The sequence below is a fragment of the Streptomyces sp. WAC07094 genome (genome assembly GCF_036320405.1).
Classification (GTDB): Bacteria; Actinomycetota; Actinomycetes; order Streptomycetales; family Streptomycetaceae; genus Streptomyces; species Streptomyces lannensis.
Window position 1 is genome coordinate 8385089 of sequence record NZ_JAVMJZ010000001.1, and the last position, 12325, is coordinate 8397413.

The 12325-nt window shown below is 67.0% G+C and carries 12 protein-coding genes; 7 read left to right on the forward strand and 5 right to left on the reverse strand.

Annotated elements, in window-relative coordinates; all coding sequences use genetic code 11:
- The first annotated feature begins 365 nt into the window (after positions 1–365).
- Positions 366–767, forward strand: coding sequence for a YciI family protein (locus tag RCR19_RS37655; protein ID WP_331269229.1), 402 nt, complete (start codon positions 366–368; stop codon positions 765–767).
- A 10-nt stretch (positions 768–777) separates the two neighbouring features.
- The gene (locus RCR19_RS37660; protein ID WP_331269230.1) at positions 778–2037 is read left to right on the forward strand and encodes a DUF6596 domain-containing protein; all 1260 of its coding nucleotides are present in this window, start codon (positions 778–780) and stop codon (positions 2035–2037) included.
- Between the two features lie 227 nt (positions 2038–2264).
- On the opposite strand, the gene RCR19_RS37665 is transcribed toward RCR19_RS37660, so the two are convergent.
- A complete protein-coding gene (locus RCR19_RS37665; protein WP_331269231.1) occupies positions 2265–2645 on the reverse strand; it encodes a VOC family protein in 381 nt (126 codons plus the stop codon).
- A 193-nt stretch (positions 2646–2838) separates the two neighbouring features.
- Complete coding sequence (locus tag RCR19_RS37670; protein ID WP_331269232.1) at positions 2839–3696, reverse strand: alpha/beta hydrolase; 858 nt, start codon at positions 3694–3696, stop codon at positions 2839–2841.
- A 571-nt stretch (positions 3697–4267) separates the two neighbouring features.
- Between RCR19_RS37670 and RCR19_RS37675 the strand changes: the two genes are divergently transcribed.
- Positions 4268–4945, forward strand: coding sequence for an alpha/beta hydrolase (locus RCR19_RS37675; RefSeq protein ID WP_331269233.1), 678 nt, complete (start codon positions 4268–4270; stop codon positions 4943–4945).
- Positions 4946–5114: 169 nt separating this feature from the next.
- On the opposite strand, the gene RCR19_RS37680 is transcribed toward RCR19_RS37675, so the two are convergent.
- Positions 5115–5855, reverse strand: coding sequence for a response regulator transcription factor (locus RCR19_RS37680; protein WP_331269234.1), 741 nt, complete (start codon positions 5853–5855; stop codon positions 5115–5117).
- Positions 5856–6016: 161 nt separating this feature from the next.
- Here RCR19_RS37680 and RCR19_RS37685 point away from each other — a divergent pair, with 161 nt between their 5' ends.
- The 4 genes from RCR19_RS37685 to RCR19_RS37700 all read left to right on the forward strand — a co-directional run bounded on the left by RCR19_RS37685 (position 6017) and on the right by RCR19_RS37700 (position 10744).
- A complete protein-coding gene (locus RCR19_RS37685; protein ID WP_331269235.1) occupies positions 6017–6448 on the forward strand; it encodes a helix-turn-helix domain-containing protein in 432 nt (143 codons plus the stop codon).
- Between the two features lie 1098 nt (positions 6449–7546).
- A complete protein-coding gene (locus tag RCR19_RS37690; protein ID WP_331269236.1) occupies positions 7547–8104 on the forward strand; it encodes a LuxR C-terminal-related transcriptional regulator in 558 nt (185 codons plus the stop codon).
- Positions 8105–8654: 550 nt separating this feature from the next.
- Positions 8655–9380, forward strand: coding sequence for a hypothetical protein (locus RCR19_RS37695; RefSeq protein ID WP_331269237.1), 726 nt, complete (start codon positions 8655–8657; stop codon positions 9378–9380).
- 419 nt (positions 9381–9799) lie between these two features.
- Complete coding sequence (locus RCR19_RS37700; protein WP_331269238.1) at positions 9800–10744, forward strand: D-2-hydroxyacid dehydrogenase family protein; 945 nt, start codon at positions 9800–9802, stop codon at positions 10742–10744.
- Positions 10745–10865: 121 nt separating this feature from the next.
- Here the strand turns inward: RCR19_RS37700 and RCR19_RS37705 are convergent, their stop codons facing one another.
- Positions 10866–11390 carry a hypothetical protein gene (locus tag RCR19_RS37705; protein WP_331269239.1) on the reverse strand — a complete coding sequence of 175 codons (525 nt, stop codon included), beginning with the start codon at positions 11388–11390 and terminating at the stop codon, positions 10866–10868.
- 255 nt (positions 11391–11645) lie between these two features.
- Positions 11646–12242, reverse strand: a complete 597-nt coding sequence (locus tag RCR19_RS37710; protein ID WP_331269240.1) for a TetR/AcrR family transcriptional regulator — start codon at positions 12240–12242, stop codon at positions 11646–11648.
- Positions 12243–12325: the final 83 nt, after the last annotated feature.

A 12325-nucleotide genomic window follows, 5' to 3' on the forward strand; every position in this document is an offset into this window, starting at 1 on the left:
AGGTGATCTGGTCCGAGGAAAGTGGATGCCCGTGGCCGTCTCAGCTGATCTGGTTCAGCTGAGGCGTTTCGAACTGGTGCCACGCCTGGGTGGTCAGTACAGGCGAGGGAGACCCGCTCCAGGAGCAAGACGGCGTCGATCGCCTTCGTGCCGGCCAGTCGCAGGATGGCCGCGCAGATCGCGCGAGGGGCGATATCGACCGCGATGGTGGCTCTATACACCGGGTCGCGACGCGCCCGTTTGGGGTGGCCGCTAAGTTTTTTTTCTCGGATTCCCGCCGAGGATGTCGAAAACGCCGGGCGTGCTTCTACCTACCCGTGACAGCCCCCGCCCGGGGGCGGGCACGACGAACGAGGAGCAGAACCATGAAGTACATGCTGCTGATGCAGTTCAGCGAGAAGAGCGTCGACTTCCCCAAGCTCGACGAGTGGAAGCCCGAGGAGATCCAGGCCCACATCCAGTTCATGAAGCAGACCAATGCCGGCCTGGCCGCCGCCGGTGAGCTGGTCGACGCCCAGGGCCTGGCCATGCCGGAGACCGCCCGGATCGTGCGCTCCCACAGCGGCGGCGCGCCGGTCGTCACCGAGGGCCCGTTCCCGGAATCCAAGGAGTGGGTGGCCGGCTGGTGGATCGTGGACTGCGACACCGAGCAGCGGGCGATCGAGATCGCCGCCGCCGTCTCCGCCGCTCCCGGCCCGGGAGGGCTGCCGCTCAACATGCCGATCGAAGTGCGCCAAGTCATGGCGGCCCCGCCCACCGAGCTGTGAACACCCCCCTATGACGACCTTCGAACCAGCCGTCGACGACCTGCTGCGCACGCTCGCACCGCAGGTCGTCGGCGTGCTCACCCGCCGCTACGGAGACTTCGCCGCCGCCGAGGACGCCGTCCAGGAGGCCCTGCTGGACGCCGCCACCCAGTGGCCAGCCGAGGGTGTGCCGCGCAACCCGCGCGGCTGGCTGGTTCAGGTCGCCAGTCGCCGGATGACCGAGCAGGTCCGCAGCGAGCAGGCCCGCAGTCGGCGCGAGGAGCTGGTGGCCGGGCAGATCCCGACCGACCGGCGGTCCGCACCGGGGGCCGACGCTGGAGACGAGGGTGCGCACGACGACACCCTCACGCTGCTGTTCCTGTGCTGCCACCCTGTGCTGTCGCCGGCCTCGGCGATCGCGCTCACCCTTCGCTCGGTCGGCGGGCTGACCACGGGCGAGATCGCCCGCGCCTTCCTGGTCCCCGAGGCGACCATGGGCCAGCGGATCAGCCGGGGCAAGCAGCGGATCAAGGCCTCCGGGGTGCCGTTCCGGATGCCGGATGACGCCGAGTGGCCGGCCCGGCTGGACGCGGTGTTGCACGTCCTCTACCTGATCTTCAACGAGGGCTACGCCAGCAGCACCGGCCCCGAGCTGCGGCGCGTCGAACTCTCCCGGGAAGCGATCCGCCTGGCCCGGGCCGTCCACACGCTGCTGCCGGACAACGCCGAAGTGGCCGGCCTGCTCGCGCTGATGCTGCTCACCGAGGCGCGCGGGCCCGCCCGCACCAGCCCCGACGGCGAACTCGTCCCCCTTGCCGAGCAGGACCGCAGCCGATGGGACACAGCTGCGATCGCCGAGGGCGTCGCACTGATCACCGCCGCCCTGCCGCGCGGCCCGGTCGGCCCGTACCAGGTGCAGGCGGCAATCGCGGCCGTCCACGACGAGGCGCCCACCGCTGCCGAGACGGACTGGCCGCAGATCCTCGCTCTGTACGGGGTGCTCGCCCGTATCTCCGACAACCCGCTGATCACCCTGAACCGGGCGGTCGCCGCCGCCATGGTGGACGGCCCCGCCGTCGGCCTCGCCCTGCTCGCCGACCCACCGCCCGCGCTCGCCGGCCACCACCGGCTGTACGCCGTCCGCGCCCATCTGCACGAACTCGCCGGGGAGAGGGAGGCCGCCATCGCCGACTTCCGCACCGCAGCCCACCGCACCACCAGCCTCCCGGAGCGGCACCACCTCAGCCTGCGCGCCGCCCGACTGGCCGCGCGAGCGGGAACGGGAAGGTGAGCCACCGGTCAAAGCTCGGTGAGGCAGGACAACTACTGACGTCGGCGAACCAGGTCACCTGAGATTGCAAGCGAATCGGAGCAGGTCATGTGAGACTGGGACCAGATCTCTGGAGACGGGACACCCGTTCACAGACTGGCCCCGACCAGCAAGTGTCCTGTGCCATCGAAGTTTGACCATCAGTGAGGTAGTTCGCGCGCCCCTCGCCGTCGAGCTCGAAGGGGCCCTCAGGGATTGCCCTCGGGGTCCGCCATCACCAGGAACCCGCCGCCGGCGTACTGCTCCAGCCTGTGCCCGCCCAGCATCTCGATCCGTTGCTGCTCGGCGGCAGGATCGGGAGAGGTGATGTCGAAGTGCATCCGGTTCTTGGTCGACTTGGGTTCGGCAGTTCGCTGAAAGCCCAGACCCAGGCCGTTCTCCCGCCGCAGCCACACGTATGGGCCCATACGTCCCACGACCGACCTACCGAGCAGCTCGGACCAGAACGCAGCGAGCCGCTCGGGGTCTGTGGCATCGACGATGAGGGCATTGATCCTGCATAGATGAGTCCGCCATGCCCCGATCCTCTCAAACGGGCGCTCAGCAGCGGCTGTGACCTTCGTCGGCATCCGCTCAAGGCGCGATGGCGCAGGACAGCAAGATCGCGATCTACAGCTGGAGCATTAAGAGCCGTCCCGGTGAGGGCGTCGCGCCGGCGCTGCCCTGCGAGGCGCCTGATCCGTTGTTCGTCGCACGGCCGGAGCAACGCACGGTGGCCATGGATCTGTTGGCGCCGAGCCTCTACGGCAGGGGCCGGGTCGCTCATGTGAACGGGATCTCGGAGTCCAGGAATCGGGTGACGTGGGCGCAGAAGAGTTCCGGGTACTGGAAGAGTGACCCGTGCCCGGAGTCCGGGTAGATGATCAGCTGGGACTGCGGAATGTGCTGCGCCAGAATCCACGAATTGATCGTGGGCACCATGATGTCGTTGCTCCCGTTGACGACCAATGTGGGCTGTCCGATGCGCCGCAGTTCCGCGAATCGTTCTCCGCGAGGGCTGTTCCAGTCGGCTCGGAGCGCGTTCTGTGCACGGACGCTGTCGGCGCCTGACTCCGGGTCCACGTCCACGGTGCGTTCGTGACGGCGCAGCCAGAACTCCCGGCCCGCGTCGCGGCTCGCAGACCAGGGGCCGAAGAACAGGTAGAGGTAGTCCTCTTCGGTCAGTACGTCGTGGGCCACGACCTCGGGGACCCGTTCCCCGAGGCCCGCCATCTCGCCGGCGCGAGGCTTCGTGCCGACGAGGACCAGGCGGCGTACCAGGTCGGGGCGGGCGAGAACCAGTGCCTGGCTGACGTATCCACCCACGGAGAACCCCAGTAGGTCGATCCGGTCGGTGCCGAGTGCTCCAAGGAAGTGTGCGACGTTCTCGGCGAACCCTTCGGCGGTGTCGGGTGTCCGGCCGCCCGACGCCCCCACGCCGGCATTGTCGAACAGGACGACTTGCCGTCGGGTGGCAAGCCCGTCGGTGACACGTGGATCCCAGTGGTCCATTCCTGCCCGGAAATGCGGAAGCATCAGAAGCGGAACACCCGAATCACGCCCGAAACGGCGATACGCATACCGAACCCCTTCTGCCTCGATGTACTGCGTCGGTGCGGTGACATGCGTGTAAGGGGACATGGTGCTCCTTGGTTCTTGCGGAGTTTCTGCATCCTAGCGAATGCCGCGAAAGATGCCGGCATCTGCTGCGAGCGGTCCGGGCCGGGGACGGTCGGCCGGTGGACCGCATTCGCCGGTGCGTGAGCAGGAATCGCCCCGCTGTGGACCCCGGAGGGGGACTCTCGGCTGCTTCCGAAAACGCTACGACAGGATCCGCACCGTTTTTCCGCCTCAAAGGGAAGGGATGGTTGCCTCTTGGTGCCGACCGGTCGCAAGGGTGCGTGGCAGGGCGTCCCGGTCGGCAAGATCTGCCGTGCAGACAGCCACAAGGAGACGACAACTGCTCACCGGCCGGGCGCTGTCCGGGACGACGATGCCCTCGCGGCATCGCGGTCGTGGCGGCGGGCGCGCGGGGGCGGAAGCCCGCGATCCAGCAATAGGAAGGGTCTTTGAATCGCGGGACAGTACGGCGACATTCACATACGTCAACCTTCGGTACGGGAAATGGAAGGCCACCACTGCACGCACGCGATGACGTGTTGGGGAAGCCGCGGCGAATTGACCGTACCGGTTTACAGCGAGAGGCACATTCATGACCACCATCCTGCTCGTTCACGGAGCGATTGCGGACGGGTCGTCCTGGAGCAAGGTGATTCCGATTCTGCAGTACGCAGGGCATGAGGTAATTGCGGTCCAGCAGCCCTTGTCGTCGATTCCGGACGACGTCGCCAAGGTGCGCAGCGTACTCGACGAACTCGAGGGCCCCGTCGTCGTGGTGGGCCATTCCTTCGGTGGCGTCGTCATCACGCAGGCCGCCCACGACGCACCGAATGTGAGTGCTCTGGTGTACGTCGCGGCATTCGCTCCGGACGAAGGCGAGAGCGCGCAAGGCCTGGGCGAACCTTTCGGACAGCTTCCCTCCGCGTCTCACTTCGAGATCGACAAGCAGGGGAGGTTCACGCTGCCGCAGGACGTCTTCCCGCAGTACTTCTGCCCGGACGTGGACCCGCAGGAAGCCCGAGTGCTGGCGGCCGTCCAAGGGGCGAGCGACATGGCGCGTTTCGGGTTCGTGTCCGGGCCGCCGGCCTGGCGCGAGCACCCGACCCATTTCGTCGTGGCGGAGAACGACCAGATCATCCCGCCGGACCTGGAGCGCTTCGTCGCGGAACGCATGGGGGCCACGACGACCTCGGTGCCCGGCGCCGGCCACCTGGTGATGATCTCCCAGCCGCATGCTGTCGCCGACGCGATCCTGGCCGCGGCGGGCTGACGTGTTCCCGGGGATGCGTCGCCGGTGAGCTGAGGACCGAGTTACTGCCTACAGCCGCCACTTCCCGGGCGAGGAGTAACGGGGGCGCCCGCACACCTGTGTGCGGGCGCCGCGCCCTGCCGCCCCCTCCTGGGCCGCCGCCGACGGGGCTTTTCAGGCCGGGGGCGCCCTACAAGAGGCCGGCGCGGATCACATAGGCGACAGCGTGTGTGCGGTTGCTCACGCCAAGGTTGTTGACGATCGCATGGATGATGCTCTTGATGGTCCGCTCCGAGTAGTTGAGCTGTCGCGCGATCTGAGCCGTGTCGAGTCCGTCGGAGAGCAGGCCGAGAACGGAGAGTTCCCGTGGGGCGAGGCCCAAGCCGCTCTCGGAATCGTGCCGACCAAGGCGCCTGAGGTGACGGATCAACTGGCCGAGAAATTGCGGAGGTACGTCCGGCTGCCCCTTGTACGCGGCTACGACGGCCTCCCTGATGCGGGCGAAACTGGCCTGCCGGTGCAACAGCACGCTGACGACGCCCAGTCCGATCGCCCGCACCAGACAGGGCTCCGTTACCGACTCCGCAACCAGTACCACCGGAACGTCCGGGCGGGCGGAGGTGAACTGCTCGATTCGTCCGAGCACGGTGTTGGAGAGGTCCTCGGCGAACGCGATGACGACCTGTGCCGTGCCGTGGCTCTCCCATGGGAGTACTTCGATGTCGGGATAGCCCGAAAGGGCGGCCACGGCACCTTCGTAGGTGAGCCGGTTGTCCGTGAGGACCACGAGGGAGACCGGAGGACAGGAACCGTTGCCGCCGGCCGTTTCGCCGAAGGGGCACGGTCTGCCCGTGATTCCCGCGCCGTCCGAGAGCGCGATCCGGTCATCGCGCACAGGCGGGTGGAGCAGCGGTCGTTCTCTGGTGTCCACGCAGGCCTTCCCCTTTCGTATGCGATGTGGGCGGCGGGATCGTGGACCAGCGGTCTCTCCGCGCCGAAGGCAGTGGCCGACGGCCAAGGCGGTCTCAATCGTATACCTGCCCTAAATTTGCGTCCAAGCCTAGTTTTGAGTCCTGGTGTAAAATGGGCTCCATGTCACAGCAGGAGCTGCCGCCAGGTTTCCCGATCGATCGTCCGATGGACGTCCTGGATGCGGCCTGCCCAAGCCGCGATGTCTTCATCGACCTGGCCGACAAATGGGCGTTGCTGATGCTGCTGAGCCTGCGCCAGCACGGTACGCAGCGGTTCTCGGAGCTGCAGAGGTCCGTCGGCGGCATCAGTCGCCGGATGCTCTCCCAGACCTTGCGCACGCTGGAACGCGACGGTCTGCTGCGTCGTACCGTCGACCCGGACCAGTCGCCACCCCTGGTGCTGTACGGGCTCACGGAACTGGGCAGCGAGATCGCCGAGGAAACCCACGTGCTGTGCACCTGGACCCATGAGCGAGCGGCGAAGATTTTCTGGGCGCGCATTGCGTACGACGAGCGGGCGTCATCGGTCCGTACTTCGGAGCAGCCCGCTTGAGGTCGGTTCGGGCATTCCCTGGCTGAACCGGCACCGAATGCCGACGTGCACGCGACGACTGGCCGAGGCGGAACATCCAGTCTCTCGCGGACTGTTCAACAGCGCGTTGGGTGCGCATCGCGGAGCGCGGCGGAACAGGGCTCGATCGAGACGCAGTTGCGGGTGCTGACGATGACAAGCACCCCGCCCTCGATGAGCGGGCCCTGCCGCGGTCGTCGTCACGTCACATCCGGACCACGGGCCGATCCGTTGCCCGGCGCGCCACCGCCGCGGTTCGCCTCGCACACGGCGTAGCACCCCGGCCCGTCACACGATGCCGACGATTCGACGAACCGCTTCGGTGACACGTCGCGCTGTCCTCACACACTCACGACACATGGAGCAGCGTTCCTTCTGTTGCTCGGTCCATGTGTGTGCCCTACGGCGTCAACGCGTCGTGAACCAGGCAAAAGCCTGTCTCTGTAGGCACGGTGGATACCTCCGGGGCTCGCGTGCAGTGGCACACACTGCCCGATGGCCGGTGATTTGCTTCGCGATCGCCCTTGACTCGAACGGGATCTTCTGACGGGGGTGTGACTGCGCGTCGCTGTTGACCTTGGAGCCGCCATACTCGATCCGTCGACGCCACGAGGAAGCGGTACAGCGGCACTTGCCCGTGTGCTGCCCCATGCGCAGAACGCCGTGAGCGCAGCCGGGGCCTGCAATCCATCGACCTCCCTGGGCCTGTGGCGAGCGGTTCCGTGCCGATTGTTCGAGGCGGGCCTCTGCCTGTCTGGGTGACGTCTCGGCGTGCCGCACGGGAAGGCCCGGTCAGTGGGGCTCGCGTGCGGCGTTGCAGGCAGTCCCGGTACAGGCGCCATGTCTCAGCGCCGGAAAGGAAGCGGTGTGGGCTTGGGTGCAGACGAATCGGTCGTCCTGAATGAGCGAGGTCAGGTCGGCTCGAGGGGGCCCACGCACGCTGATCGGTCCGTAGAACATCAGTCTGTGGAGCCCGTTCCGCCAACGGACGGGAGTGAGCGTCTCCGTATGGCTCCTGAGGCCGCGGGGCCGGTCTCCGTGGCGGTCCTCTCGGACGACCGACTCACCTACGAGGGTGCTGTGGCGGCACTCGCGGGTTTCTCCTGCGTCCGCGTGCTGTCGCGGCAGAACATCCGGGAGGCGAACGTACTCGTCGCCTTCACCGACGACGTGTCCGACAAGACGTTGGAGCGACTTGAGCAGATATCGGCGATCGGCCAGGACATGCAGGTCGTGCTCGTCATGAGGTCCGTCACGGAGCCGAGACTGCTCCGGGCGATCGGTCTCGGTGTGGTGAGCGTCGTGCATACCGCAGAGGCAACGTTCTCCGACATCGCTCATGCCGTCGTCGCGGCACACATCGGTCATTCCGATGTACCTCCCCAGATCCTGAGCACATTGATCCGTCACCTGAGGCGCCTTGAACAACGTGGCCCCGGTGCGGGAGTGGGCTTGCGCCCTCGCGACATGACGGTGCTGGGGCTGCTGTCCGACGGGCTCGACACCGCCCAGATCGCCAGACGGCTCAGCTACTCCGAGCGAACGATCAAGAGCATCATCCACTCGATCATCAGCACCCTCGGGGTGAGCAACCGAACGCATGCCGTCGCGTACGTCATTCGCGCCGGCCTTCTGTAGACAGCGCGCACGACGTCACCACCGTCGTGCACCTGAGAAGTGGCGGGCCGGCGCCCCTCCCCATGGGGCAGGAGGCACGGCACCAAAGTGCACCGGTTGCCGCGCCAGGCCTCATTACCGCGCGATGGCGGTGGCCCGGGGATACGATGACCTGCGATGTTACGTCCGCACCAACCATGTGTGTGCCGAAGGACCTGCATCCGGCATCCCCCCTCGGGGACACAACCACTGGCGGGGAAGGAAGTCCTGGCCGACACGGACCAGGACCTTCGCCCACGATCGTCAGAGCCTGACCGGCTGACCAAGGAAAGTCATGACCACTCGCAGATGCGGCCGCGACACGCGGTCGCGGCCGCACCGGTCCGAGCCGTTCGGACGGCCCGCGGATCGACGCCTCTGTACACCTCGGCCTTCAGTCGCTGCCCCGCCACGGCGACTCGTCGGGCAGGACCGACCATCGTTCGATGCCGACCATCGCCCGGTCCCGAACGCCCTGCGCAACGACGGAAGTCCTGTCACACGAAGTTCCATGCAATACACGGAGATGAAGATGAACGACCTGCTGAGTCACGTCCTGGACGCTCACGGCGGCCTGGATCGATGGTCGCAGATCGATCGACTGCGGGCCGACATCGTCCTTCACGGCCCCTTCTGGGCCGTGCGCGGCTTTTCGGAGAAGCCGTTGAGGGAGAGACTGACGCTCGAGACGCGCAGGGAGTTGATTCGCTTCAGCCCCTGGGGAGATCCTGAACACGAGATGCTGTTGCGGGCCGAGGACGACCGGGTCGAGTTGCGAGCGGTAGCGGACGACACCGTCCTGAAGAGCAGGTCCGACATCAGGTCGACCTACGCCGGCTACGAGCTGACCTCGCCCTGGGAGTCACTACAGGTCGGTTACTTCATTGGCTACGCCATGTGGAACTACCTCACCACGCCGTTCCTCTTCACCTACCCGGGTGTCACATCGCGTGAAGGTGAGCAGTGGACCGAGAACGGGGAGGTGTGGCATCGGCTGGAGGTGAACTTTCCGCCGACCATCGCCACGCACTCTGCACAGCAGACCTTCTACTTCGGCGACGACGGTCTGCTGCGGCGCCTCGACTACAACGTCGATGTCAATGTCGGAGTCGCCGTCGCCCACTATGTCGGCGCGTACACGGAGTTCGACGGGATCAAGGTGCCCACCAGACGTCGTGTGCACCGGCGAAACCCTGACAACTCCGCAAGTGGGAACTGGTCCATCGGAGTCGACATTGAAGGCGTTTGGACGGTCTGATCCGGTCAGGGCACGGCCCCGGCCTCCCATCACAGGCAAGGGATGCGAAGCCGGGGCCGGTTCTCCGGGTACGCTCGGGGGAAAGCGAGGCCCGGATGTCAGTCAACGTAACAGCGCGACGCGACGCGCGAGCGCGCCGAACGTCGTTCGGGCAGGACGGCTGCCCGAACGGACCATGTGAGTTCCACATCCCTTGTCCCCAGAAGCCCATGACAGGTCGTGAACCATCACGATGCACGGAGCAGTTGGGCCTCAGTGATGGACAACCCGGCGTCCGCCGGCACGCCATAGCCCGGCGTCCGAACGAGGTCGGCACCGCGGGCTACCCTCCGGTCCGTTTCCGCACGTCATCTACGGCGTGTCCGTCTCGGGCGGTGGTGACCGGGAACCAGACACCGACAGAGAAAGAGAACTGCGCGATGCGTATCGCTGTGCTGGACGACTATCAGAGGGCCGCTCGTCGTTTCGCCGACTGGGACGGTCTCGGGGCGGAGGTGGTGTTCCTCCATGATCACTTGGGGGACACGGATGCGGTGACCGCGGCTCTCGACGGTTTCGACGTCGTGGTGGCGATGCGCGAACGGACGCCGTTCACGGCGGAGCGTCTTGAAGCGCTGCCCGCGCTCAGGCTGCTGGTGACGACCGGTATGGGCAACGCCTCCATCGATATGACGGCGGCGCGGCGGCTCGGGATCACCGTGTGCGGGACCGGGATCCTTCCGCACGCCACCGCCGAACTGACCTGGGGGCTGATCCTCTCCCTCACCCGGCACATCCATGAGGAGGCCGCCGGGATGCGGCAGGGCGCGTGGCAGCGCACCGTCGGTGGTGACCTCGCCGGACGGACTCTGGGTATCGTCGGCCTGGGCAACCTCGGCGGGCGCGTGGCTGCGGTCGGCGCCGCGTTCGGAATGCGGATGGTGGCCTGGAGCACACATCTGGACCCCGCCCGTGCCGCGGAACACGGCGTGACGGCGGTGGACAAACGGGAGTTGTTCTCCACCTCCGACATCGTCACCGTGCACTACAAGCTCAGCGAGCGCAGCATCGGCCTGATCGGCGCGCAGGAACTGTCCTGGATGAAGCCGACCGCCCTGCTGGTGAACACCTCACGCGGCCCGATCGTCGACACCCCGGCCCTGGTCGAGGCGCTGCACCAGGGCCGGATCGCAGGCGCGGCTCTGGACGTCTACGACACCGAGCCGCTGCCCGTCGAGGACCCACTGCGCGATCTGCCGCATACCCTGCTCACACCCCACATCGGCTACGTCACCGAGGCCACCTACGACGTGTTCTACCGGGAAGCCGTCGAGGACGTCGCCGCGTACCGCAACGGAACCCCACTACGCGTCCTGAATCCCTGACCGCGGCACGACGCTCGGCCCTGTCCGTACCGGACACTCACTCGAGAATGGTGGTCGGCAGCGCCAGAGGAGCCGCGACCGCGTGATGGGGTAGGCCACGTGCGGGGAACCCGCGACCGGCCTACGCCCCTTCGTCCCCGGCGGGGAGGTCGACGAACGTGTATCGCACGGACTGCCCCTGGCGCGAACGCTGGGCGATGCCCCTGGCCACAAGGGCCTCGAGGGTATTGCGCACGACGACCTTTCCCGAGGCGCGGACCGCGCTCGGCAACGCCTCGAACATGTCGTTGACGGACATGGGCCCGTCGGACGCCCGCAAGCGCCGCAGTACGGCAGCCCGTACGGATCCCCGTCTGGCGGGGCGGCCGCGGGTGCCGTCGACGGACGCGGGAGCGGGTGCGGAACTCTCCGGAGTGCCGTGACCGGTTGCTGCCGGTCCCTTCCGGTTCGGGGCAGGTGCCGCAGACTCCGCGGCCACGGCCGAGAGGTTCTCCCAGAGCTTGCCCAAGAGCACCCGGTCCGCATGGAGCGACTTGAGCCGGGTTTCCAGCTGTGCGATCTCACTGTCGACGCGTTCGAGATCAGCACGTACTCGTTCGGTGTACGCGTTGGTCAAGTCCACCCGTGCGTCTGCCTCTATGGACATGCTCTTCCTCCCTATCGGGAAGAGTATCCAGCATCGCAGAAGCCCATGTACGGGCGCCGGGGCGTTCATCGCCGGCAAGGACGGTCCACTCAAGCGGGAGAACGGTGCGCATGCGTCGCATTGACGTAGCGAACTCCTGGTTCGAACTCCCTGACCGTCCGGGCCGGCCGACGGACTGCGCCGCCCGGTGCTTTCCCGCTCGAGTCGTCACCGGCGCAGAACAGTTGGGTCAAGTGGCACAACGCGCCGTACCCGTCAGGCGGACGTGGATGATGCGATGTGTTCGCGCGCCGTCTCAAGGATCGTGTCGGACAGGGCTGGATCGGCATCGGCCACGGCCCGCGCCAGCGTCAGGGCGCCGATGATCGTGGACAGAGTGGCGAAGTCGGGTGCGGAGCCATTCCCCTCCTCCGACTCCGCTGCGTCCAGCCTCCTCAGCCGTGCCAGCGACTCCGCCATACCTGTGATGCCGGACGCGAAGATGCGCTGGATCTCGACGGGGCTGCGGCCGGCGTCGCGCGCCAGCGCCCCGACGGTGCATCCGTGCTCCGGGGCGTCCCGGTGTTCAGCCGACACATACTCCCGCACAAACCGCTGCAGCAGCGCACCGCCGACTGCTTCCTTGTCGCCGCTGTCGTCCGTGGCCACGGCCTCGACGGCGGCGACGCTGTCGGCTACTCCGCGTTCACAGATGGCTGCTTCCAGCGCGTTCTTGGAGGCGAAGTAGCCGTAGAAACCGCCGTGGGTCAATCCTGCGGCCTTCATCACGTCGGCGATCGTCACATCGTCGAAGCCGAGCTTCCTGAACTGCTGACCTGCGCTGACGATGATGTTCTCACGGTTTGCGGTCACTTGCTCACGGGATGCGCGCATGGATGCCTCCGGCCGGAACAGCTCTTGCTTGACACTTTACATGACGCTCATCATGATTAAGT